Here is a 24,643-nt window from a genome sequence, read left to right as displayed (position 1 = left end):
AAAGAAATAAAAAAAGCCCCAATCATGACGATCGGGGCTGTATTATTTAGTTTACGCTAGCGGGCTACGTTAATTATGCATCGCCACCGAAGCGACGGCGACCGGCAGAGTCATCGCGGCGCGGCGCGGATGCATCATCACGACGCGGCGCACGGCCTTCACGACGTTCGCCGCTGAAACGACGACCATCACCACGACCACCTTCACGACGCTCGCCACCGAAGCCACGACCGCCTTCACGACGCTCACCGCCGAAGCTACGACCACCTTCACGACGTTCACCACCGCCACGACGTTCGGTGCGCGGCTGCGCATCGCCCAGCAGCTGCATGTTCATCGGCTTGTTCAGGATGCGGGTACGAGTAAAGTGCTGCAGCACTTCGCCCGGCATCCCTTTCGGCAGTTCGATGGTGGAGTGAGAAGCGAACAGCTTGATGTTACCGATGTAGCGGCTGCTGATATCGCCTTCATTAGCGATCGCGCCAACGATATGACGCACTTCAACACCGTCATCGCGACCCACTTCAATGCGATACAGTTCCATATCGCCTACGTCACGACGCTCACGCTTCGGACGATCTTCGCGATCGCCACGCGGAGCGCGATCGTTGCGGTCGCCACGACGCTCGAAGCGATCGTCACGGTCACGGAACTCACGACGCGGACGCATCGGCGCATCCGGCGGCACGATCAGCGAGCGTTCGCCCTGGGCCATTTTCAGCAGCGCGGCAGCCAGCGTTTCCACGTCCAGCTCTTCGCCTTCCGCCGTCGGCTGGATTTTCGCCAGCAGCGCACGGTACTGGTCCAGATCGCTGCTTTCCAGCTGCTGCTGGACTTTCGCGGCGAATTTTTCCAGACGACGTTTGCTCAGCAGCTCTGCGTTCGGCAGCTCCACTTCCGGGATGGTCAGCTTCATCGTACGTTCGATGTTGCGCAGCAGACGACGTTCACGGTTCTCAACGAACAGCAACGCGCGGCCCGCGCGGCCCGCACGACCGGTACGACCGATACGGTGAACGTAGGATTCAGAATCCATCGGGATGTCGTAGTTCACCACCAGGCTGATACGTTCAACGTCCAGACCACGGGCTGCCACGTCAGTCGCAATCAGGATATCCAGACGACCGTCTTTCAGACGCTCCAGGGTCTGCTCACGCAGCGCCTGGTTCATGTCGCCGTTCAGCGCCGCGCTGTTGTAGCCGTTACGCTCCAGCGCTTCAGCCACTTCCAGGGTCGCGTTTTTGGTACGGACGAAGATAATCGCCGCATCAAAATCTTCCGCTTCCAGGAAACGCACCAGCGCTTCGTTTTTACGCATACCGTAGGCAGTCCAGTAGCTCTGGCTGATGTCCGGACGAGTGGTCACGCTGGACTGAATACGCACTTCCTGCGGCTCTTTCATAAAGCGGCGGGTAATGCGACGGATCGCTTCCGGCATGGTGGCGGAGAACAGCGCGGTCTGATGCCCTTCCGGGATCTGCGCCATAATGGTTTCTACGTCTTCGATAAAGCCCATGCGCAGCATTTCATCTGCTTCATCCAGTACCAGACCGCTCAGTTTAGAGAGGTCCAGGGTGCCGCGCTTCAGGTGGTCCAGCAGACGACCCGGGGTACCGACAACGATCTGCGGACCCTGACGCAGGGCGCGCAGCTGCACGTCATAACGCTGGCCGCCGTACAGGGCAACCACGTTTACGCCGCGCATATGTTTAGAGAATTCCGTCATTGCTTCAGCAACCTGTACCGCCAGCTCGCGGGTCGGCGCCAGCACCAGGATCTGTGGTGCTCTCAGCTCAGGATCGATGTTGTTCAGCAGCGGTAAAGAAAACGCTGCGGTTTTACCGCTACCGGTCTGGGCCATACCCAGAACGTCGCGGCCGTCCAGCAGATGCGGAATGCACTCAGCCTGGATCGGAGATGGTTTTTCGTAACCCAGATCGTTAAGCGCTTCAAGGATAGGAGCCTTCAGGCCCAGATCTGCAAAAGTGGTTTCGAATTCAGCCATGTAGTACGTGTGCCTCAAAATTAATGGCGGCCAGTCTACATAACTCATCGTGAAAATTTACGGTAATTTTCATTGAAAAGTGTGAACCGGCTCAAAGTAGGTGTATTAACGAACAACAACGCCCTCACCCGCGAAGGTGATGGCAAGCAAAAAACTATGGGCTGATGTGTTCGTCAGCTATTGCTGGTCCGATTCTGCCAGGTCATCTTGCTCCTGGCCCAAGAGCGATAATTCCAACAATGCGTATCGGTGCTCAACGTAGTTATGTACGTTGTTGGCGACCGCCAGTTTGAACAGTGCCGTAGCGCTGTCCTTGTCCCCCAGACTTAGGTAGTACTTACCTAAATAGAAGTTGGTTTCACTGAGATGCTCAGCGAGCGAGGTGTTATCCGTTGCGTCTGCCTTCAGACGAGTCATCAGCTCTTTTTCGCTAATGTCGCCAAGGTAGAACTCGACAATGTTCCATCCCCATTGCTCTTTGTCCGACTTGTCTAAGCGCTCTCTGAGTGCTTCAAGCGCCCGCTTCTCGTCGAGTTTACGCTCGGCGATATAAAGCCACAGGCTACGGAAAGGATCATTGGGATCGTCTTGATAAAACGCCAGCAGATCATCTTGCGCTAACTTAGCCCGGCCGCCGTAATACAGGGCGATACCGCGGTTCAAGTGCGCGTAGTTGTAAGTTGGATCAAGCTCAAGTACAGAATCAAACGCTTCATAGGCAGCATCAAAATTGCCTGCCTGCGTTAAGTAAATACCTAAGTAATTGAATACTTCAGGCATATCGGGTCGGATTGCCAGCGCTTGTGAAAAATCATTTCGCGCTAATGCCCTCAGACCGAGACTATCATACAACACTCCGCGCTCATATAAAAGCTGTGCGCGTTCGTCATCGGATAAAGCCCGACTGGCAAGAATTTGTTCCATACGTGCCAGAATCACTTCTTGCTGTAAAGTCGGTTGCAATGGTACTGCGAGGACGGCGTCCTTACGCCAGGCGGTGCTACTGCATCCTGCCAGCGTGAGAGCTGTCGCCACGAAACACCAGCGCAAAAAAGGCTTCATTTCCCACTCCCGAAGACAACGATTGGATGAACGTCCTGTTCCCCGGCTGCAAACGAGGCGTCCTGCCCGTAAAACGCCCTCCGCAAAAGCGGAGGGCTAACGGCAACCTTACTCGCCCTGCTCGGCAGCCGGAACTTCCGGCGCTGCGGCAGACGGAGTCTGTTCAGTTGCTTCTTTGATGCTCAGACGGACACGGCCCTGGCGGTCAACTTCCAGAACCTTAACCGGCACTTCCTGACCCATCTGCAGGTAGTCAGTCACTTTCTCAACGCGCTTGTCAGCGATCTGCGAGATGTGAACCAGACCTTCTTTACCGCCGCCGATGGCAACGAACGCGCCAAAGTCAACGATACGGGTCACTTTACCATTGTAGATACGGCCAACTTCGATCTCAGCGGTGATCTCTTCGATACGACGGATAGCATGCTGTGCTTTGTCGCCGTCAGTCGCTGCGATCTTCACAGTACCGTCATCTTCGATTTCGATGGTGGTACCGGTCTCTTCGGTCAGGGCACGGATAACAGAACCGCCTTTACCGATAACGTCTTTGATCTTGTCCGGGTTGATCTTGATGGTATGGATACGCGGTGCGAATTCAGAGATATCGCCGCGCGGCGCGTTAATCGCCTGCTCCATCACGCCCAGGATGTGCAGACGCGCACCTTTAGCCTGGTTCAATGCAACCTGCATGATTTCTTTGGTGATACCTTCAATTTTGATATCCATCTGCAGCGCAGAGATACCGTCGCGGGAACCCGCTACTTTGAAGTCCATATCGCCAAGGTGGTCTTCGTCACCGAGGATGTCAGACAGCACGACGAAGTTGTCGCCTTCTTTCACCAGGCCCATGGCGATACCCGCCACGGCGGCTTTCACCGGCACACCAGCGTCCATCAGCGCCAGAGAGGCACCGCAGACGGAAGCCATGGAAGAAGAGCCGTTAGATTCGGTGATTTCAGACACCACGCGTACGGTGTACGGGAATTCTTCGATAGTCGGCATCACGGCCAGAACGCCGCGCTTAGCCAGACGACCGTGACCGATTTCACGACGCTTCGGAGACCCCACCATGCCAGTTTCACCTACGGAGTACGGAGGGAAGTTGTAGTGGAACAGGAAGGAGTCGGTACGCTCGCCCATCAGTTCATCGATGTTCTGCGCATCGCGTGCGGTACCCAGCGTCGCGGTAACCAGCGCCTGCGTTTCGCCACGGGTGAACAGTGCGGAACCGTGAGTACGCGGCAGAACGCCGGTACGAACGTCCAGACCACGGATCATATCTTTTTCGCGACCATCGATACGCGGCTCACCGGCCAGCACGCGGCTACGAACCACGTTTTTCTCGATAGCGTGCAGGATTTCACCCAGTTCGTTAGCGTCCAGGGTTTCATCTTCTGCAACCAGCGTAGCGATGGTTTCAGATTTGATCACATCAACCTGAGCGTAACGCTCTTGTTTGTCGGTGATACGGTAAGCATCGCTCAGGCGGGATTCAGCCAGCGCAGCAACGCGCGCGTTCAGCGCTTCGTTGACGGCTTCCGGCTGCCAGTCCCAACGTGGTTTACCGGCTTCTTTCACCAGGTCGTTGATGTTCTGGATAACAATCTGCTGCTGCTCGTGGCCAAAGACCACCGCGCCCAGCATCTGGTCTTCGCTCAGCAGTTCCGCTTCGGATTCCACCATCAGTACGGCCGCTTCGGTACCGGCCACCACCAGATCCAGTTTGCTGGACTTCAGCTCTTCCTGGGTCGGGTTCAGTACGTACTGGTCGTTGATGTAACCCACGCGCGCGGCGCCGATTGGGCCATTGAACGGAATACCAGACAGGGACAGCGCTGCGGAAGCGCCGATCATCGCGACGATATCCGGGTTAACCTGCGGGTTAACGGAAACAACGGTGGCGATAACCTGTACTTCGTTAACGAAGCCTTCCGGGAACAGCGGGCGAACCGGGCGGTCAATCAGACGCGCGATCAGGGTTTCGCCTTCGCTTGGGCGGCCTTCACGACGGAAGAAACCACCCGGGATTTTACCGGCAGCGTAGGTGCGCTCCTGGTAGTTAACCGTCAGCGGGAAAAAGTCCTGGCCTGGCTTCGCTTTTTTCTGGCCCACAACGGTCACGAATACCGCAGTGTCATCCATGCTAACCATCACAGCGGCCGTTGCCTGGCGCGCCATCATGCCGGTTTCCAGGGTCACGGTATGCTGGCCGTACTGGAATTTACGAACGATCGGATTAAGCAAAATTCTATCCTTTTTATCTATAAATCACGCCATATCCACGACATAGCGTCTATTGACCCGATCCTCTGCATCCTCGCGACTAATGACAACCTTTACCCGCCCCTGCGGATGAAGCCTCTCATTAGCCGCGCGAACCTGTGCATGAAGATCATTACTAGCAACAATACATGAGTTTTGAATGAATTGCTGCCGCCCGGTCGAAAAAAGGGGCCGTCAGGCCCCTTTTTCTGAAACTCGCAGAATTAGCGACGCAGACCCAGACGCTCGATCAGCGCGGAGTAACGTGCAACATCTTTACGTTTCAGGTAGTCGAGCAGTTTACGACGCTGAGAAACCATGCGCAGCAGACCACGACGGCTGTGGTGATCTTTTTTGTGCTCTGCAAAGTGGCCCTGCAGGTGGTTGATCTGTGCAGTCAGCAGTGCAACCTGAACTTCGGTAGAACCGCTGTCGTTTTCGCCACGACCAAACTCAGAAACGATTTTTGCTTTAGCTTCAACGCTTAGAGACATTTTAGAACTCCAGAAATTAAAAGAAAGAAAGGGTGCCGATCTCTAATTCAGCGACCCCTGATGCAACGCCCGAAAATGTTAAAACACTTTAGCGGACGTTAAGCGGCGATATTCTACTCGTAGCAGGCTTTTATCGCAAGAAAAGCGCTTACGCCGGGTATTCCACCACCAGACGACGCGGCGCCACGCGGCCTTCATCGTCAATTTCGCCCATGCCGAGAAACTTGCCGGATTCGCTTTCCATCACCCGCACCAGCCCGTTAAGCGGCGCGCCTGACTGACGTACCGGGTTGCCGTTTTTAAAATAGACCGCGGAGGTCTCCGGGATGGTCACCAGCGGATAGTCCGAGGCCGGGCTGTCCATGGGCATCAGTAGCGGATCGAGCAGCTGCGCGCCAGGAATATCCTGCGCCGCCGCCTGATCGACCAGCGCCTGCAGCTGCTCGAGGGTTACCATCCGCTCAACCGGGTATTTGCTCACCGCCAGGCGACGCAGGAAAATCACGTGCGCGCCGCAGCCGAGCTTCTCACCTAAATCATCGATAATCGTCCGGATGTAGGTGCCTTTCGAGCAGTGGATCTCCAGCTCCAGCTCATCGCCTTCGTGGCGGATAAACAGCAGCTCATAGACGGTAATCGGCCGGGATTCCCGCGGGACGTCAATCCCCTGACGGGCATATTCGTATAGCTTCTTGCCCTGATATTTCAGCGCCGAGTACATCGACGGCACCTGCTGCGTCTCGCCGCGGAAGCTGTCCAGCGCCGCCGCCAGCTGTTCGTCGCTAAAGGTCAGCGGGCGCTCTTCCACCACTTGGCCGTCGGCATCGGAGGTATCGGTGCGCTGGCCAAGTTTGGCGATCACGCGGTAGCGCTTATCGGAATCCAGCAGGTATTGGGAAAACTTGGTCGCTTCGCCAAGGCAGATCGGCAGCATGCCGGTCGCCAGCGGATCCAGCGCGCCGGTGTGTCCGGCGCGGTTGGCGTTATATATACGCTTTACTTTCTGCAGCACATCGTTGCTGGAGGCGCCCTGAGGCTTATCCAGCAGCAATACGCCGTGCACGTCGCGGCCGCGACGACGAGGACGACTCATCAGTCCTCCTTGCTGTCGTCCGGGTTCACACGACGCTCATCGTCGTGTTTCACCACGCTGGTGACCAGGTTGGACATGCGCATCCCTTCTACCAGTGAGTTGTCGTAGAAGAAGGTCAGCTCCGGCACGATGCGCAGGCGCATCGCTTTCCCCAGCAGAGAGCGGATAAAGCCAGAGGCTTCCTGCAACGCTTTGATGCCCGCTTTCACCGCGGCTTCATCTTTGTCGTTGAGGAAGGTGACATACACCTTGGCATAGGCCAGGTCACGGGACATTTCCACACCGGAAACGGTGGTCATCATGCCCAGACGCGGGTCTTTGATTTCACGCTGCAGGATAATCGCAATCTCTTTTTGCATCTCCTGGGCCACGCGCTGCGGGCGACCAAATTCTTTCGCCATAATAAATTCTCCAGAATAAAGACAAAAAAGGGGCCTAAAGCCCCTTTTTAAAATGATTGCCGGGTGGCGCTTCGCTTCCCCGGCGGCTTAGCCATCCGATGATTAATCGATGCTACGCTGGATTTCGATGATTTCGAACACTTCGATCATATCGCCAACGCGAACGTCGTTGTAGTTCTTCACACCGATACCACATTCCATGCCGTTACGGACTTCGTTAACGTCATCTTTGAAGCGGCGCAGGGATTCCAGCTCGCCTTCATAGATAACCACGTTGTCACGCAGCACGCGGATTGGGTTGTGACGTTTGATGGTCCCTTCGGTAACCATACAGCCCGCGATGGCGCCGAATTTCGGCGATTTAAAGACATCGCGCACTTCAGCCAGACCGATGATCTGCTGTTTCAGTTCCGGAGACAGCATACCGCTCATCGCCGCTTTCACTTCGTCGATCAGGTTATAGATGACGGAGTAGTAGCGCAGATCCAGGCTTTCCGCTTCGATAACTTTACGCGCAGAGGCATCGGCACGAACGTTGAAGCCAACCAGAATCGCGTTGGATGCTGCAGCCAGGGTGGCGTCGGTTTCGGTGATACCACCTACGCCGGAACCGATGATCTTCACTTTCACTTCGTCGGTAGACAGTTTCAGTAAGGAATCGGAAATCGCTTCGACAGAACCCTGTACGTCCGCTTTCAGCACGATGTTCACTTCGTGAACTTCGCCTTCGGTCATGTTAGCGAACATGTTTTCCAGTTTAGATTTCTGCTGACGCGCCAGCTTAACTTCACGGAATTTGCCCTGACGATACAGCGCCACTTCACGCGCTTTTTTCTCGTCACGAACCACGGTCACTTCGTCACCGGCAGCCGGCACACCGGACAGGCCGAGGATTTCCACCGGAATGGACGGACCCGCTTCCAGCACTTCGCGACCCAGTTCGTCACGCATCGCACGCACACGGCCGTATTCGAAGCCGCACAGAACGATATCACCCTTGTGCAGAGTACCTTCGCGAACCAGAACGGTAGCAACCGGACCACGACCTTTATCAAGGAAGGATTCGATCACTGCGCCGCTCGCCATCCCGTTACGGACCGCTTTCAGCTCGAGGACTTCAGCCTGCAGCAGGATCGCGTCCAGCAGGTCGTCGATACCGGTACCGGCTTTCGCGGAGACGTGGACGAACTGGCTCTCGCCGCCCCACTCTTCCGGCAGGATGCCGTACTGGGACAGTTCATTCTTCACGCGGTCCGGATCGGCTTCAGGCTTATCGATCTTGTTCACCGCAACTACCACCGGCACCTGCGCCGCTTTGGCGTGCTGGATAGCTTCGATAGTCTGCGGCATCACGCCGTCGTCTGCCGCCACCACCAGAACCACGATATCCGTCGCCTGCGCACCACGAGCACGCATGGAGGTAAACGCGGCGTGGCCCGGGGTATCCAGGAAGGTGATCATGCCGTTGTCGGTTTCTACATGGTAAGCACCGATGTGCTGGGTAATACCACCCGCTTCGCCGGAGGCAACCTTAGTAGAACGAATATAGTCCAGCAGCGAGGTTTTACCGTGGTCAACGTGACCCATGATGGTCACAACCGGTGCGCGCGGTTCAGCCGCCGCGCCGGTGTCACGGTCGCTCATTACCGCTTCTTCCAGCTCGTTTTCACGACGCAGGATAACTTTGTGGCCCATCTCTTCGGCAACCAGCTGTGCGGTTTCCTGGTCGATGACCTGGTTGATGGTCGCCATGGCGCCCAGCTTCATCATCGCTTTGATGACCTGAGAACCTTTCACCGCCATCTTGTTAGCCAGTTCGCCAACGGTGATGGTTTCGCCGATCACCACGTCACGGTTAACGGCCTGCGCCGGCTTCTGGAAGCCCTGCTGCAGAGCAGAACCCTTACGGTGCTTACCGCCTTTACCGCCGCGAACGGCCGCACGGGCTTCTTCACGATCGGCTTTCGATTCAGCGTGTTTGTTGCCTTTCTTCGCCGGACGCGCCGCTTTGCTGCTGCGGCTGCGGCCGCGACCGCCTTCAACTTCACGATCGTTATCATCTTCAGCCTGACGAGCATGCTGTGACGTGGTGACGTGATAGTCGCTGGTGTCTTCCGGGCTGTCTGAAGTTTCAGACCAATTTTTTTCGTTTTCTTCTGCCATACGGCGTGCTTCTTCCGCTACACGGCGCGCTTCTTCTTCAAGTTTGCGGCGTGCTTCTTCTTCCGATTTGCGCTTCAGTTCCGCGGCTTCGTTCTCGCGACGGATCTTTTCAGCCTGGGCGGTTTTGGTCATTTCGTCGGTATGTTGATTGCTCACTTTGTCTTTTTCCGCAGCTTCACGTTTCGCTTTATCAGCGACTTCACGTTTAGCTTGTTCTGCGGCCTCACGTTCAGCTTTTAATTGCGCCTCGCGTTTCGCTGCTTCTTCAGCTTCACGACGGGCCTGCTCTTCCGCTTCACGCTGCGCCTGCTCTTCCGCGGCCAGGCGTTCAGCCTCTTGCGGATCGCGTTTCACAAAGGTGCGTTTCTTGCGGACTTCGATTTGTACCGATTTACTCTTTCCACCGGTACCTGGAATATTCAACGTACTGCGCGTCTTACGCTGTAACGTCAGCTTGTCTGGCGCCGAACCATGCTCACGGTTCAGGTGCGTCAACAAAGTTTGTTTCTCTTGCGAGGTCACAGAATCATCAGCCGTTTTGCGGATGCCTGCGTCAGCAAATTGCTGTATCAGGCGATCCACAGAGGTCTGAATCTCTGAGGCCAGCGCTTTAATAGTCACATCTGTCATGCTGTTCCTTCCTGCTACAGTTTATTACGCTTCGTCGCCGAACCAACAAATGTTGCGAGCGGCCATGATGAGCTCGCCAGCTTTCTCGTCGGTCATCCCTTCGATATCAGCCAGGTCATCAACGCCCTGCTCGGCGAGATCTTCCAGCGTACAAACACCACGGGCAGCCAGTTTGAATGCCAGGGCACGATCCAGACCTTCGAGATTCAACAGATCATCGGCAGGTTTGTTATCTCCCAGGCTTTCTTCCTGAGCCAGCGCCAGCGTAGTCAGTGCGTTTTTCGCACGCTCACGAAGTGCTTCAACGGTGGCTTCATCCAGACCGTCGATTTCCAGCAGTTCTTTCATCGGCACATAGGCCAGCTCTTCCAGCGAGGAGAAGCCTTCTTCAACCAGCACTGTCGCGAAATCTTCATCAATATCGAGATATTTGGTGAAGGTATCGATAGCGGCATGCGCTTCCGCCTGGTGCTTAGCCTGCAGATCGTCAACGGTCATCACGTTGAGTTCCCAGCCGCTGAGCTGCGAGGCCAGACGAACGTTCTGACCGTTACGGCCAATCGCCTGCGCCAGGTTGCCCGCTTCTACCGCGATATCCATGGTGTGTTTATCTTCATCCACCACGATGGACGCGACGTCTGCCGGCGCCATAGCGTTAATCACGAACTGCGCCGGGTTATCATCCCAGAGGACGATATCGATACGCTCGCCGCCCAGCTCAGTGGAAACCGCCTGCACGCGCGCGCCGCGCATACCGACGCAAGCGCCAACCGGGTCGATACGCTTGTCGTTGGTTTTCACCGCGATTTTGGCACGAGATCCCGGATCGCGAGCCGCCGCTTTGATTTCCAGCACTTCTTCACCGATTTCCGGCACTTCGATGCGGAACAGTTCGATCAGCATCTCAGGTTTGGAACGGGTCACGAACAGCTGGGCGCCACGCGCTTCCGGACGGACTGCGTACAGTACGCCGCGAATGCGGTCGCCCGGGCGGAAGTTCTCACGTGGCAGCATATCTTCACGCAGGATCACGGCTTCAGCGTTGTTGCCCAGATCCAGAGTGATGTTGTCGCGGTTCACTTTTTTCACCACGCCGGTGATGATCTCACCTTCGTGCTCGCGGAACTGATCGACCACCATTGCGCGCTCGGCTTCGCGAACTTTCTGCACGATAACCTGTTTAGCGGTCTGGGTGGTGATGCGGTCGAAAGTGACAGACTCAATCTGATCTTCGACGTAGTCACCGACGTTCATGCTTTCATCTTCGAAACGCGCGGCTTCCAGCGTGATCTCGCGCGTCGGCTGGGTCACTTCTTCTACAACCAGCCAGCGACGGAAAGTGTCGAAATCGCCGCTCTTACGGTCGATTTCAACGCGAACGTCGATCTCTTGTTCGTATTTTTTCTTGGTGGCCGTTGCCAGCGCGCTTTCCAGCGCTTCGAAAATTTTCTCACGCGGCAGCGCTTTTTCGTTGGAAACGGCTTCAACAACAGCCAAAATTTCTTTGTTCATCGGGGCCTTTCACCTCAATCCAGACTGTTAAAAGTGGGGAACCAGGTTCGCCTTCTGGATGTTACTCAGCGCGAACACTTCATCTTTGCCTTCGACGGTTACCGTGATCATTTCACCGTCTACCGCTTTGATAATGCCCTGCCATTTGCGACGGTTCTGAACCGCCATGCGCAGCACCAGCGCAACTTCTTCGCCAGTGAAACGTTGATAGTGTTCGGCGGTGAACATCGGACGGTCGAGACCAGGCGAAGAGACTTCCAGGTTGTAAGCGACAGTAATCGGGTCTTCGACATCCATGACGGCGCTTACCTGGTGGCTCACATCAGCACAATCATCAACGTTGATGCCATCTTCACTATCAATATAGATGCGCAGTGTGGATGTGCGACCGCGAATAAATTCGATGCCGACCAGCTCAAAGCCAAGCGCTTCAACCGGCGCAGTGAGCATCTCTGTCAATTTTTGCTCTAATGTGGACAAACCCACCCCCAAGACATAAAAAAAGGGCGTATAGCCCAGTTATTCTGAAGTCAGATAACAAAAAACCCCGATAAATCGGGGCTTTAGATAACTGAACCCTGAGATCGCCATGGCGATCTGGAACACCTTCCGCAAGAATTCTTTCAAATTCGGCTACGAAGGACACCTAGTCCTCACAGTATATTTGAAAAAGTACTTAATGGGAAAGTGGTTGCGGGGGCCGGATTTGAACCGACGACCTTCGGGTTATGAGCCCGACGAGCTACCAGGCTGCTCCACCCCGCGCCTGAAACGTGGCATATTTTACTCTTTTTGAGCAAAAGACGCAAATACTGCTGGGATTTGGTACCGAAGACGGGACATAAAATCGGGATGAATTGTAACGGCAACTAGTATATTTTGTCAACATGCATTTTAGCGCCCCCGATTGCCGTTTGTGCTGGTATTTCAGGCTTTTTTAGCAAAAAGATGATGAAGCCCTTCCTGTCGCCAGTAAAAGATGGTTAAATGAATACTCACAATTAATGCATAAAAATGCAGTTAAGGTTGTTGGGTCGAACTCACCACAGTCTATCGAGCAGGGTTTTATTTTATGACGACGATTCTCAAGCATCTCCCGGTTGGTCAACGTATTGGTATCGCTTTCTCTGGTGGACTGGATACCAGCGCCGCGCTGTTATGGATGCGCAAAAAAGGCGCCGTGCCTTATGCATATACCGCTAACCTGGGTCAACCGGACGAAGACGACTACGATGCTATTCCGCGCCGCGCGAAAGAGTACGGCGCCGAAGGTGCCCGTCTGATCGACTGCCGCAAACAGCTGGTCGCAGAAGGGATCGCCGCGATTCAGTGTGGCGCTTTCCATAACACCACTGGCGGGTTGACCTATTTCAACACCACGCCGCTGGGCCGCGCGGTCACCGGCACCATGCTGGTAGCGGCAATGAAAGAAGACGGCGTTAACATCTGGGGCGATGGCAGCACTTATAAAGGCAACGATATCGAACGTTTCTATCGCTACGGCCTGCTGACCAACGCTGAACTGCAGATCTACAAACCGTGGCTGGACAGCGATTTCATCAATGAACTCGGCGGCCGTCACGAAATGTCCGAATTTATGATCGCCTGCGGCTTTGACTACAAGATGTCGGTCGAGAAAGCCTATTCCACCGACTCCAACATGCTCGGCGCTACCCACGAAGCGAAAGATCTGGAGTTTCTGAATTCCAGCGTCAAGATCGTCAACCCGATTATGGGCGTGAAGTTTTGGGACGAAAACGTGAAGATCCCTGCGGAAGAAGTCACCGTACGCTTTGAGCAAGGCCACCCGGTGGCGCTGAATGGCAAAACCTTCGCCGATGACGTTGAAATGATGCTGGAAGCCAACCGCATCGGCGGTCGTCACGGCCTGGGCATGAGCGACCAGATCGAAAACCGCATTATCGAAGCGAAAAGCCGCGGCATTTATGAAGCCCCGGGGATGGCGCTGCTGCATATCGCCTACGAGCGTCTGCTGACCGGTATTCATAACGAAGATACTATCGAGCAGTATCACGCTCACGGTCGCCAGCTGGGCCGTCTGCTGTATCAGGGCCGCTGGTTCGATTCCCAGGCGCTGATGCTGCGTGATTCGCTGCAGCGCTGGGTCGCCAGCCAGATCACCGGCGAAGTCACCCTTGAGCTGCGTCGCGGCAATGACTACTCGATCCTCAATACGGTATCAGACAACCTGACCTATAAAGCAGAGCGCCTGACCATGGAAAAAGGCGATTCCATGTTTACCGCTGAAGACCGTATCGGCCAGTTGACCATGCGTAATCTGGATATCACCGATACTCGCGAGAAGCTGTTCGGCTACGCGCAGTCTGGACTGCTGAGCGCCTCCTCAGCGACGGGTTTACCGCAGGTTGAAAATCTGGAAAACAAAGGCAAATAATCGCCTGACGATGTTTACTCTCTCTGCCGGCGGCTCTCCGCCGGCTTTTTATTTTTTGTTACCAGTCAGCAGCAGAAAAATCGAAAAGAGGCATTTTTTCCTTATCACCCGGCCGGCAAAATTGTTGACTATAATAGCCTCAATTGATTAATTCATATCTGGTGATAAACATCATGAATATTAAACCGCCGATCAGGCCGCAAAAGGCCATTGACCGACTGATCGATGTGCTTGAGCCACACGCGACGCCCGTTAACGCGATCGCCAGAAAAAGACTAACGTGGGAATATAAAGGTAAGACCCAACTCTTTATTTTTAAAAAAGGCGAGCTGTCGATTATTCGTAATTCCGACAAGCTATTGATGGTGACCGTCTATGAGCCGCATCTGTTCGGCGTGGCGGAAATGCTGCAGCCCAGCCGCAGCCATAGTCTGCGGGCGGAGGTCTCTTCCGAACTGCTGCGTATCGATTATGACCTGGCGTCGGCGCTATTCCGTCAGCACAACCTGTGGGAAGAAGTTACCAGCCTGCTGGCTTATCATACCTCGTATATGGTATATCGTGACGATCTGGTCCTGCAGCAGCGAACCTATTCGGTGATCCGTAACCATCTGCTGGAAATGATGCTCTTAACCGAAGAGACTCGGCAGCGCGTGTCTATTCTGGAATATATTCAGGACCGGACCCATCTGTCGCGCAGCAGTATTCTCAATGTCTTGTCAGCCTTAAAGAAAGGCGGTTATATTGCCTTTGCCCGCGGCGGTTATTTGCAAAGTATCGCCTCGCTTCCGGAAAAATTCTAACCCGCGCCCGTCACCATCTTTTTGTCGTTATTCACCTTACTGTTGAAAATGTTTAAATTTAAATCAATAAACGCTAACGGTAAAAAAAGAAAAATTTTATGCTGAGTTCCTGAATTTACCGGTGGACAACATGTCCCTGAGATCAACCAGCAGACTGCCACTCACGGCGTTAACCGCCGGGCCTGCATCAGCTCAGGATATGCCACCGGAAATCGGCCAGGCGTGAGCAGCGGCAGCGGGAGTTGACCCCTCTTGTTTGCCGTCTGCAGCGACCATAACGATGAGATCCAAGAACCCGTTAATTTTGCCCGAACGCCCGTATCGGGCTTTTTTTTATCTGAAGGAATTCAACAATGAAGTCTATTGCTCCAAAAATGGTTGCCGTGATGATCGCTTTAGGGGCCAGCAGCGCTGCCTGCGCATCCGTTAACCTGCATGGTGAAGCCGGCGCCGAGTTTACCAATCTGTCCGCCAGCTTTGGTGCCGGGGAACCTGGCATGACGTTCAACACCCAGTGGGCCCACAGCGACAATGACGGGGACAGCGTAGGACTGGGAATGGGTTACAACTTTAACCTCGGACCCTTTCTGATGACGCTGGGCGGTAAAGGGGTCTATTTGAACCCTAAAGATGGTGATGAAGGTTACGCTATCGCCGCAGGTGGCGGAGCAGAACTCCCACTCGGCCAGTACTTCACGCTCTTCGGTGAGGGTTATTACTCGCCGGACTCGATGTCCAGCGGCGTCGATGATTATGTGGAGGCTAATGCCGGGCTACGCCTTAACGTGCTTCCGTCGCTAAATATCGAAGCTGGCTATCGTTATATCGATATGGCGGGGAAAGATGGCAACCGCGACAACACCCTCGCCGACGGGGCCTATGCCGGGGTTAACTTCCGCTTTTAATCCATGCACAGGGATTGCCTTCCGGCAGTCCCTGTCTCATCTCAGCTGGTCAGTGGCACGCTTTTCAGTACACGGTTGATCTCCTGCAGACCAGCAACATTATTCTCTTTACGGTAAACGTCATTCATGGATGCCATCTGCTCCAGGCGGGTCAACGCGCCATACACCTGATATGCCTCGCTGTGTCTGTCGAACACATCGCGGCGCTCCACATCCTGCAAATAATGGCTTTTCAACGAATGATTAAGGCGACCAATCAGTGCCGTATTGTCCTGGAAATAGCGCGTCACAGCCTGGGCATTGTTCGCCGCAGTCCCCGGCTCACTGTGCGATACCGGTACGGTTAGCGTATTAATCGTCTCCACCGTTTTGGATGGGGATGTTGAACTGCATCCCGCTAAACCGAGCACGCCGGCGACGATAAGCACCCCGATCTTGTTCATTGTGTCACTTCACCTCTGTTAATTTGACGAGGCGACTTTAACGACAGCAAAAGGAGGGGACCAGCGAAGAGATGTTTATTAATAAATGACCGGTGGGGATAAAAACAAAAAAAGACGCTTTTCAGCGTCTTTTTTCTGGAATATTGGTACCGAGGATGGGACTCGAACCCACAAGCCCGTTAGGGCACTACCACCTCAAGGTAGCGTGTCTACCAATTCCACCACCTCGGTACAGAATACTTAGTGCGGGATATCGCTGGTCGGCTGAGCCGGCGCAGTTGGCTGAGTTTGCTCTGTTTTCGGCGCGCTCAGGTTATCCCACTCACTTCCTTTACTGGTCTTGTTGCTGTTGATGTTACCCAGCGCCAGACTGATGATGAAGAACAGCGCAGCCAGGATGCCGGTCATACGGGTCATGAAGTTACCAGAACCGCTGGACCCAAACAGTGTGCCGGAAGCGCCTGCACCGAAGGAGGCTCCCATATCAGCGCCTTTACCTTGCTGCAGCATAACCAGACCTACGAGGCCAATCGCTACAATAAGGAAAACAACCAAAAGAGCTTCGTACATAATCAACCTGTTCCTTGCGGATTCGCCGCATACCAAGTGCTTCGACCAATAAAGCGGGGCGTTTTAACGTTTCCCACTGAAGCGGGTGTGAATACTAACCAAAGCGAATGACCTTCGCAAGGGCAATTTCGACACATTGTATCAACTGCAGAAAAAAACAGCAAAAAGCCGGTATTCGATCATAAAAAAGGCGGCAAGCGCCGCCTTTTTAACCACTTAGCCAGCAAGCTTAGACGCTTTTTACCGCTTCGGCGATGCGATGCGCAAACTCGTGCACCTGATCTTCATGCTCGCCTTCCACCATGACGCGGATCAGCGGCTCCGTACCCGATTTACGCAGCAGGACGCGGCCGCGCTTACCTAATGCCGCTTCCACTTCTGCGGTCACCGCTTTGACATGCTCATTCTCCAGAGGGTTGCCGCTGCCCTCGGTAAAGCGCACATTCACCAGCAGCTGAGGGAACATCTTCATGCCGCTGCACAGGTCATGCAGGCTCATGTGGTTGCGTACCATCGCCGCGACCACCTGCAGACTGGCGACGATGCCATCGCCGGTGGTGGTTTTATCCAGCAGGATCACATGGCCGGAGTTTTCCGCACCGATGCGCCAGCCTTTTTCCTGAAGCATCTCCAGCACATAGCGGTCGCCCACCTTCGCACGGGCAAACGGGATGCCTAGCTGCTTGAGCGCCAGCTCCAGGCCCATATTGCTCATCAGCGTACCGACGGCGCCGCCGCGCAGCTGTCCCTGACGCAGCCCTTCCCGGGCGATGATGTAGAGGATTTGGTCACCATCGACTTTATTGCCTTCATGGTCAACCATGATCACCCGATCGCCATCGCCGTCGTAGGCAATGCCCAGATCGGCTTTTTCCGCCAGCACGCGCGCCTGCAGCGCCCGCACGTCGGTAGCCCCGACCTCTTCGTTGATGTTGAGGCCGTCAGGCTCGCAGCCCATCGCGATAACCTGGGCGCCCAGCTCGCGGAATACATTAGGAGCGATGTGGTAGGTTGCGCCATGCGCACAGTCCACCACCACTTTCAGCGTGGAGAGGCTCAGTTCATTGGGAAAGGTGCCTTTACAAAACTCAATGTAGCGCCCCGCGGCATCGACGATACGGCTGGCTTTACCCAGCTCAGCCGAATCCACACAGGTGAGTTCTTTCTCCATTTCGGCTTCAATCGCCTCTTCCACATCATCAGGCAGCTTGGTGCCCTCAATGGAGAAGAACTTGATGCCGTTGTCGTAGAAAGGGTTATGTGAAGCGGAGATGACGATCCCCGCCTCGGCGCGAAAGGCGCGCGTCAGGTAGGCAATCGCCGGCGTCGGCATTGGCCCGGTGAACGATGCAGAGAGTCCCGCTGCCGCCAGCCCGGCTTCCAGCGCCGATTCCAGCATATAGCCCGAAATACGGGTATCCTTGCCGATGATAATTTTACGCGAGCCGTGGCGCGCTAACACTTTACCCGCCGCCCAGCCGAGCTTAAGCACAAATTCCGGAGTGATCGGCGCATCGCCGACGCGGCCACGAATACCATCGGTGCCAAAATACTTGCGGTTACTCATAACGTTTTTTTCCCTTAGCGGCGAGGGTGGCTTCCACCACGCGCAGCGCTTCTACCGTTTCTTTGACATCATGGACGCGGATAATCTGCGCGCCCTGCATTGCTGCTATGACGGCACACGCCAGGCTGCCGTTCAGCCGTTCCGACGGCCCAACGTTCAGCAACTGACCTACCATCGACTTACGCGACATACCGACCAGCAGCGGCAGACCAAAGTGATGAAACTCTCCCAGCCTGGCCAGCAACTGATAATTGTGGGTGAGATTTTTACCGAAACCGAATCCCGGGTCGAGCAGCAATTTTTCTTTTGCGATCCCCGCCTGTTCGCAGCGCACGATGTGTTCATTAAAAAAGCGCTCTACATCGGCGAAGACATCCTCATACTTCGGCGCCTCCTGCATGGTTTTCGGCTGTCCCTGCATATGCATCAGACACACCGGCAACCCGGTTTCCGCCGCAGCCTGCAGCGCGCCGGGTTCGGTCAGCGAACGAATATCGTTAATGATATGCGCCCCCGCTCGGGCCGATTCGCGGATAACCTCCGCTTTGGAGGTGTCCACTGAGATCCACACCTCAAAGCGCTGGGCGATAGCCTCCACCACCGGGATCACCCGCGCAAGCTCCTCTTCCACGCTAACCTCAGCAGCCCCTGGCCGCGTCGATTCACCGCCGATATCAATGATGGTCGCCCCGGCGTTGATCATCAGATTGGCATGCTTCACCGCCTCAATCAGCGAATTATGGGCGCCGCCATCAGAGAAGGAGTCAGGCGTCACATTAAGAATACCCATCACGTGGGGGTGAGAGAGATCGAGGGTTGAGCCCTGGGCTACAAGTTTCATCACAAAATCCCTGAGACAGAAGAGGTTAAAAAAGAAAAACCCCGGAGCGGGCGCCCCGGGGTTTTAAGGTTAAAACAAGACATCAACAGCGGCAGCTTATTTGTCGCCCAGCTGCTCTGACATGGTATTGCCCGGGTTCGGCGTACGCGGTTCATCAACCGGACGCGGCGCACGAGGCGTGCCATTGTTGTCAGAGTTGTTAGAAGAACCTGGTTCTTCCCAACCCGCTGGCGGACGAACATCGCGACGAGCCATCAGGTCGTCAATCTGCGGCGCATCGATGGTCTCATACTTCATGAGCGCATCTTTCATCGCGTGCAGAATATCCATGTTGTCGTTCAGCAACTGGCGAGCACGACCATAGTTACGCTCAATCAGCGATTTCACTTCCTGGTCGATGATACGCGCGGTTTCATCGGACATATGCTTCGCTTTCGCGACGCTGCGGCCGAGGAACACTTCACCCTCTTCTTCCGCATACAGCAGCGGACCGAGTTTGTCGGAGAAGCCCCACTGGGTCACCATGTTACGCGCCAGGTTCGTCGCCACTTTAATGTCGTTGGACGCGCCGGTAGAAACATGTTCCGGACCGTAGATAATCTCTTCCGCCAGACGACCGCCGTACAAGGTGGAGATCTGACTTTCCAGTTTCTGACGGCTGGCGCTGATCGCATCGCCTTCCGGCAGGAAGAAGGTCACACCCAGCGCACGACCGCGCGGGATAATCGTCACTTTGTGTACCGGATCGTGCTCCGGCACCAGGCGACCGATAATCGCGTGGCCCGCTTCGTGGTAAGCGGTAGACTCTTTCTGCGCTTCCGTCATCACCATGGAGCGGCGTTCCGCACCCATCATGATTTTGTCTTTCGCTTTTTCGAACTCAACCATCGAGACGACGCGTTTGTTGCCGCGGGCAGCAAACAGGGCCGCTTCGTTGACCAGGTTGGCCAGGTCGGCACCGGAGAAGCCAGGGGTACCGCGAGCAATGATTGCCGCATCGATATCCGGCGCCAGCGGAACGCGACGCATATGCACTTTCAGGATCTGCTCACGACCGCGAACATCCGGCAGGCCAACCACCACCTGGCGGTCAAAACGGCCCGGACGCAACAGCGCGGGGTCAAGAACGTCCGGACGGTTAGTCGCCGCGATAACGATAATGCCTTCGTTACCTTCAAAGCCGTCCATCTCAACCAGCATCTGGTTCAGGGTCTGCTCACGTTCATCGTGGCCACCGCCAAGACCGGCGCCACGCTGGCGGCCGACGGCGTCGATTTCATCGATGAAGATGATGCAAGGCGCTGCTTTCTTAGCCTGTTCGAACATGTCACGCACACGAGATGCACCAACACCGACGAACATTTCTACGAAGTCAGAACCGGAAATAGTAAAGAACGGCACTTTTGCTTCGCCAGCGATCGCTTTCGCCAGCAACGTTTTACCGGTACCCGGAGGACCGACCATCAGGACGCCTTTCGGGATCTTACCGCCCAGTTTCTGGAAGCGGCTCGGCTCACGCAGGTATTCCACCAGTTCGCCGACTTCCTCTTTCGCTTCGTCACACCCTGCAACGTCAGCAAAAGTGGTTTTGATCTGATCTTCCGTCAGCATACGGGCTTTGCTTTTGCCGAAGGACATCGCGCCCTTCCCGCCGCCGCCCTGCATTTGCCGCATAAAAAAGATCCAGACGCCGATCAACAGCAGCATAGGGAACCAGGAGATGAAGATGGAAGCCAGCAGGCTTGGCTCTTCTGGTGGTTCACCAACCACTTTGACGTTTTTAGTCAACAGGTTATCGAGCAGCTTCGGATCGTTAACCGGAATGTAAGTCGTGTAACGGTTACTATCTTTCTTGGTAACGTTGATCTCACGTCCGTTGATACGCGCTTCGCGAACCTGGTCCTGATTGACCTCTTGCAGGAAGGTAGAATAATCCACCTTGCGGCCATTCGACTCGCTGGGCCCAAAGCTCTGGAATACTGACATCAGCACAACGGCAATGACCAGCCAGAGTATTAGGTTTTTCGCCATGTCACTCAAGGGATTAACCTCTTATTACAACTGTGTTAAAAACAGCGTCAGGATACTCTATATCCAGTTTCTTTCAAACTTTCGTTTGAAATCTGCCGGTTATGGTTTACGCCCGGTCGCTACAATATACACTTCACGCGAACGAGCGCGGGAAGAGTCCGGCTTACGAACTTTGACCTTCGTAAACAGGGAGCGAATTTCTCGAAGATACTCATCGAAGCCTTCGCCCTGGAACACCTTCACTACAAAACTACCACCTGGCGCTAATACATCACGAGACATTTCAAGCGCCAGTTCTACCAGATACATAGCCCGGGGAATATCCACCGCCGGTGTTCCGCACATATTCGGCGCCATATCGGACATGACCACTTGTACTTTACTGTCGCCCACTCGCTCAAGTAACGCTTTCAGGACTAATTCATCACGAAAATCGCCCTGAAGGAAGTCCACACCAACAATTGGATCCATTGGTAAAAGATCGCAAGCGATGATGCGGCCGCTGTTGCCGATCTGCGTGACCGCATACTGCGACCAGCCACCGGGAGCAGCACCGAGGTCGACTACCGTCATCCCCGGCTTAAAAATTTTGTCACTTTGCTGTATTTCATCAAGTTTAAACCAGGCACGGGAACGTAACCCCTTTTTCTGTGCCTGTTGAACATATTTATCGCTAAAGTGTTCCTGAAGCCAGCGGCTTGAGCTGGCAGAACGCTTTTTACCTGTCATTTAACATTCCCGTTCGGGTTCATCGTACTTTACTGCGTAAAAATCGACGCGGTAGTTTGGCGATATATGGGAGATGGCGGTAGAATGACCCGTTTTCAATCCCAACGTAAGCAAAAAAATACGATGAATCTGAGTACTAAACAAAAACAGCACCTGAAAGGTCTGGCACATCCGCTCAAGCCGGTAGTTATGCTTGGCAACAATGGTTTGACCGAAGGGGTACTGGCCGAGATCGAACAAGCGTTAGGGCACCATGAACTCATCAAGGTGAAGATCGCCTCAGAAGATCGCGAAACTAAAGCCTTGATCGTGGAAGCCATCGTGCGCGAAACCGGCGCCTGTAACGTACAGGTCATCGGTAAAACGCTGGTTCTGTACCGCCCAACGCCAGAGCGTAAAATCTCGCTGCCACGCTAAGAATATCCTCAATCCCGACACAACTTTGTGTAAAACGAGGGATTTCTGTGGCCAGGCGAGCAAAATGCCATGCTCGTGACGTTGATAAAAGGCCGCTATGCGGCCTTTTTCCTTTCTTTACAATCTATAAACATCGTAGCGGGAAATACGCCTTACAGGTATTCAACCTTGGTAATTTCGTATTCCACTTCCCCACCTGGTGTGCGGATAGTCACGACGTCATCCTGCTCTTTACCGATCAGACCACGGGCAATCGGCGAGTTCACGGAGATCAGATTCTGCTTAAAATCAGCTTCGTCATCGCCCACGATACGGTAGGTCTGCTCCTCGTCAGTATCGAGGTTCAGCACACTGACGGTTGAACCAAAAATCACCCGGCCATTGTTCGGCATTTTGGTGATATCGATAACCTGCGCGTTGGACAGTTTCGCTTCGATGTCCTTGATACGCCCTTCGCAGAAGCCCTGCTGTTCACGCGCGGCGTGATACTCGGCATTCTCTTTCAGATCGCCGTGTTCACGGGCCTCAGCAATAGCGGCAATGATTTCAGGACGACGCACAGACTTCAGATAATCCAGTTCTTCGCGCAGTTTTTCAGCGCCACGTAAGGTCATCGGAATCGCTTGCATTAGTTATACCTCTTTATCATTCCTTCAGGGAACGGATAGCCCCGCTCCGCCACCTGTCCTGTACACGGGCAGGACACGAGCAAAAAGAAACCGACCCGGGAAACACTCCCCAGGTCAGCAGCAATTTTTCATTTGATAGGTATTTTAACCCGAAGTTCATTATGGGTCATCGTTTACTTTACTGGGCGTTGCACCGTAGTATGACGGCCTGGCTTCAGGTTGTTAGCGCGAGATTATGCGATTTCCCAGATTTATCATCGGATTGACTGCCGGTATAGCGCTTAGCGCTCAGGCGGCGAATATTGACGAGTACATCACCCAGCTTCCCGCCGGTGCGAACCTTGCCTTTATGGCGCAAAAGGTCGGCGCGTCGACGCCGGAAATCGACTATCACAGCCAGCAAATGGCACTTCCAGCCAGTACGCAAAAGGTCATCACCGCGCTGGCGGCGCTGCTGCAACTGGGGCCCGATTTTCGCTTCACCACCACGCTGGAAACCAAAGGCTCACTGGACGGCGGCGTGCTGAAAGGCGATCTGATCGCCCGCTTCGGCGGCGACCCAACGCTGAAGCGGCAGGATATTCGCAACATGGTGGCGACGCTAAAAAAAGCTGGCGTGCAGCGTATCGACGGCAATGTGCTTATCGATACCTCGGTCTTCGCCAGCCATGATAAAGCGCCGGGGTGGCCGTGGAACGACATGACGCAATGCTTCAGCGCTCCGCCTGCGGCGGCGATTGTCGACCGCAACTGCTTCTCGGTCTCGCTGTATAGCGCGCAGAAGCCGGGCGATCTCGCCTTCATTCGCGTCGCCTCCTATTATCCGGTCACCATGTTCAGTCAGGTTCGCACCCTGGCGCGCGGCTCATCGGAAGCCCAGTATTGCGAACTGGACGTGGTGCCGGGCGACCTCAACCGCTATACCCTCACCGGCTGCCTGCCGCAGCGTAGCGAACCGCTGCCGCTGGCCTTTGCGATACAGGATGGTGCCAGCTATGCCGGGGCGATCCTTAAAGCGGAGCTGAAGCAGGCGGGGATCGCCTATAGCGGCACGCTGCTGCGTCAGACACTGGCCAATGAGCCCGGTACGGTATTAGCCACCACCCAGTCGGCGCCGCTGCACGATCTGCTGCGGATCATGCTGAAGAAATCCGACAACATGATTGCGGATACCGTTTTTCGTACCATCGGTCATGCCCGGTTCGGCGTACCAGGGACCTGGCGGGCAGGATCCGATGCCGTACGTCAGATCCTGCGTCAACAGGCTGGTGTTGATCTTGGCAACACCATCATCGCCGACGGCTCTGGCCTGTCGCGCCACAACCTGATCGCGCCGGCGACCATGATGCAGGTGTTGCAGTATATCGCCCAGCACGACACCGAGCTCAACTTCATCTCTATGCTGCCGCTGGCGGGCCATGACGGCTCGCTGCAGTATCGCGCCGGCCTCCATCAGGCGGGCGTCGATGGCAAAGTCTCGGCGAAAACTGGGTCACTGCAGGGGGTTTATAACCTTGCGGGCTTCATCACTACCGCCAGCGGGCAAAAGGTGGCCTTCGTGCAATACCTCTCCGGCTACGCGGTGGAGCCAGCCGATCAGCGTAATCGCCGCATACCGTTGGTGCGCTTTGAAAGCCGGCTTTATAAGGATCTGTACCAGAACAACTAAA

At 54.9% G+C, this 24,643-nt stretch carries 22 protein-coding genes and 2 tRNA genes; 5 read left to right on the top strand and 19 right to left on the bottom strand.

Annotated elements, in window-relative coordinates:
- Nucleotides 1-73: 73 nt before the first annotated feature.
- The 11 genes from deaD to MKS11_RS00490 form a co-directional block, all read right to left on the bottom strand.
- A complete protein-coding gene (gene deaD / locus MKS11_RS00540) occupies nucleotides 74-2,005 on the bottom strand; it encodes an ATP-dependent RNA helicase DeaD (protein WP_004206168.1) in 1,932 nt (643 codons plus the stop codon).
- Nucleotides 1,998-2,078: a protein YrbN gene (gene yrbN, locus MKS11_RS00535; RefSeq protein ID WP_085903200.1), complete on the bottom strand. Its 81-nt coding sequence runs from the start codon at nucleotides 2,076-2,078 to the stop codon at nucleotides 1,998-2,000. Before yrbN ends, deaD begins: the two co-directional genes overlap by 8 nt.
- Nucleotides 2,079-2,182: 104 nt before the next feature.
- The gene (gene nlpI / locus MKS11_RS00530) at nucleotides 2,183-3,067 is read right to left on the bottom strand and encodes a lipoprotein NlpI (protein WP_004206169.1); all 885 of its coding nucleotides are present in this window, start codon (nucleotides 3,065-3,067) and stop codon (nucleotides 2,183-2,185) included.
- Between the two features lie 108 nt (nucleotides 3,068-3,175).
- Nucleotides 3,176-5,311 (bottom strand): polyribonucleotide nucleotidyltransferase, encoded by a 2,136-nt coding sequence (pnp, locus tag MKS11_RS00525; protein ID WP_004206170.1) that lies wholly within the window; start codon nucleotides 5,309-5,311, stop codon nucleotides 3,176-3,178.
- 242 nt (nucleotides 5,312-5,553) lie between these two features.
- Nucleotides 5,554-5,823, bottom strand: coding sequence for a 30S ribosomal protein S15 (gene rpsO / locus MKS11_RS00520; RefSeq protein ID WP_002918244.1), 270 nt, complete (start codon nucleotides 5,821-5,823; stop codon nucleotides 5,554-5,556).
- 148 nt (nucleotides 5,824-5,971) lie between these two features.
- Entirely contained in the window at nucleotides 5,972-6,916 is a 945-nt protein-coding gene (gene truB, locus MKS11_RS00515; protein WP_004206172.1) for a tRNA pseudouridine(55) synthase TruB, read from the bottom strand.
- Nucleotides 6,916-7,317 (bottom strand): 30S ribosome-binding factor RbfA, encoded by a 402-nt coding sequence (gene rbfA / locus MKS11_RS00510; protein ID WP_002918248.1) that lies wholly within the window; start codon nucleotides 7,315-7,317, stop codon nucleotides 6,916-6,918. Before rbfA ends, truB begins: the two co-directional genes overlap by 1 nt.
- A 102-nt stretch (nucleotides 7,318-7,419) precedes the next feature.
- Complete coding sequence (gene infB / locus MKS11_RS00505) at nucleotides 7,420-10,110, bottom strand: translation initiation factor IF-2 (protein WP_004206173.1); 2,691 nt, start codon at nucleotides 10,108-10,110, stop codon at nucleotides 7,420-7,422.
- Between the two features lie 24 nt (nucleotides 10,111-10,134).
- Entirely contained in the window at nucleotides 10,135-11,622 is a 1,488-nt protein-coding gene (gene nusA, locus MKS11_RS00500; protein WP_002918252.1) for a transcription termination factor NusA, read from the bottom strand.
- 27 nt (nucleotides 11,623-11,649) lie between these two features.
- The gene (rimP, locus tag MKS11_RS00495) at nucleotides 11,650-12,102 is read right to left on the bottom strand and encodes a ribosome maturation factor RimP (protein WP_002918364.1); all 453 of its coding nucleotides are present in this window, start codon (nucleotides 12,100-12,102) and stop codon (nucleotides 11,650-11,652) included.
- Nucleotides 12,103-12,310: 208 nt separating this feature from the next.
- A tRNA-Met gene (locus MKS11_RS00490) sits at nucleotides 12,311-12,387 on the bottom strand.
- Between the two features lie 307 nt (nucleotides 12,388-12,694).
- Between MKS11_RS00490 and argG the strand changes: the two genes are divergently transcribed.
- The 3 genes from argG (at nucleotide 12,695) to MKS11_RS00475 (ending at nucleotide 15,746) form a co-directional block, all read left to right on the top strand.
- Complete coding sequence (gene argG / locus MKS11_RS00485; RefSeq protein WP_004144895.1) at nucleotides 12,695-14,038, top strand: argininosuccinate synthase; 1,344 nt, start codon at nucleotides 12,695-12,697, stop codon at nucleotides 14,036-14,038.
- A gap of 173 nt (nucleotides 14,039-14,211) precedes the next feature.
- On the top strand, nucleotides 14,212-14,841 hold the full coding sequence (locus tag MKS11_RS00480) for a winged helix-turn-helix transcriptional regulator (protein WP_004206175.1): 630 nt from the start codon (nucleotides 14,212-14,214) through the stop codon (nucleotides 14,839-14,841).
- A gap of 353 nt (nucleotides 14,842-15,194) precedes the next feature.
- Complete coding sequence (locus MKS11_RS00475) at nucleotides 15,195-15,746, top strand: YfaZ family outer membrane protein (RefSeq protein WP_032456656.1); 552 nt, start codon at nucleotides 15,195-15,197, stop codon at nucleotides 15,744-15,746.
- Nucleotides 15,747-15,787: 41 nt separating this feature from the next.
- Here MKS11_RS00475 and MKS11_RS00470 read toward each other — a convergent pair whose 3' ends face one another.
- The 7 genes from MKS11_RS00470 to rlmE form a co-directional block, all read right to left on the bottom strand.
- Entirely contained in the window at nucleotides 15,788-16,036 is a 249-nt protein-coding gene (locus MKS11_RS00470) for a hypothetical protein (RefSeq protein WP_072206933.1), read from the bottom strand.
- 297 nt (nucleotides 16,037-16,333) lie between these two features.
- Nucleotides 16,334-16,420: transfer RNA gene (locus MKS11_RS00465), tRNA-Leu, on the bottom strand.
- A gap of 9 nt (nucleotides 16,421-16,429) precedes the next feature.
- Nucleotides 16,430-16,759, bottom strand: a complete 330-nt coding sequence (gene secG / locus MKS11_RS00460; RefSeq protein ID WP_002918369.1) for a preprotein translocase subunit SecG — start codon at nucleotides 16,757-16,759, stop codon at nucleotides 16,430-16,432.
- Between the two features lie 229 nt (nucleotides 16,760-16,988).
- Nucleotides 16,989-18,326 (bottom strand): phosphoglucosamine mutase, encoded by a 1,338-nt coding sequence (gene glmM / locus MKS11_RS00455; RefSeq protein ID WP_004206179.1) that lies wholly within the window; start codon nucleotides 18,324-18,326, stop codon nucleotides 16,989-16,991.
- Nucleotides 18,319-19,167 (bottom strand): dihydropteroate synthase, encoded by an 849-nt coding sequence (gene folP / locus MKS11_RS00450; RefSeq protein WP_004206182.1) that lies wholly within the window; start codon nucleotides 19,165-19,167, stop codon nucleotides 18,319-18,321. The genes glmM and folP overlap by 8 nt, the downstream gene beginning before the upstream one ends.
- 96 nt (nucleotides 19,168-19,263) lie before the next feature.
- Entirely contained in the window at nucleotides 19,264-21,198 is a 1,935-nt protein-coding gene (gene ftsH, locus MKS11_RS00445) for an ATP-dependent zinc metalloprotease FtsH (protein WP_004206183.1), read from the bottom strand.
- A gap of 99 nt (nucleotides 21,199-21,297) precedes the next feature.
- Complete coding sequence (gene rlmE / locus MKS11_RS00440) at nucleotides 21,298-21,927, bottom strand: 23S rRNA (uridine(2552)-2'-O)-methyltransferase RlmE (protein ID WP_002918373.1); 630 nt, start codon at nucleotides 21,925-21,927, stop codon at nucleotides 21,298-21,300.
- A 123-nt stretch (nucleotides 21,928-22,050) separates the two neighbouring features.
- On the opposite strand from rlmE, the gene yhbY reads away from it, so the two are divergent.
- Nucleotides 22,051-22,344 carry a ribosome assembly RNA-binding protein YhbY gene (gene yhbY / locus MKS11_RS00435; RefSeq protein WP_002918374.1) on the top strand — a complete coding sequence of 98 codons (294 nt, stop codon included), beginning with the start codon at nucleotides 22,051-22,053 and terminating at the stop codon, nucleotides 22,342-22,344.
- 152 nt (nucleotides 22,345-22,496) lie between these two features.
- Here the strand turns inward: yhbY and greA are convergent, their stop codons facing one another.
- On the bottom strand, nucleotides 22,497-22,973 hold the full coding sequence (gene greA / locus MKS11_RS00430; RefSeq protein WP_002918375.1) for a transcription elongation factor GreA: 477 nt from the start codon (nucleotides 22,971-22,973) through the stop codon (nucleotides 22,497-22,499).
- A 235-nt stretch (nucleotides 22,974-23,208) separates the two neighbouring features.
- Here greA and dacB point away from each other — a divergent pair, with 235 nt between their 5' ends.
- Nucleotides 23,209-24,642 carry a serine-type D-Ala-D-Ala carboxypeptidase gene (gene dacB, locus MKS11_RS00425; RefSeq protein WP_004206185.1) on the top strand — a complete coding sequence of 478 codons (1,434 nt, stop codon included), beginning with the start codon at nucleotides 23,209-23,211 and terminating at the stop codon, nucleotides 24,640-24,642.
- The last annotated feature ends 1 nt before the right edge of the window (nucleotide 24,643 follow it).

The sequence above is a fragment of the Klebsiella sp. K5-45 genome (genome assembly GCF_030128605.1).
Lineage (GTDB): Bacteria > Pseudomonadota > Gammaproteobacteria > Enterobacterales > Enterobacteriaceae > Klebsiella > Klebsiella quasipneumoniae.
This window is presented reverse-complemented; position numbering and strand designations above follow the sequence as displayed.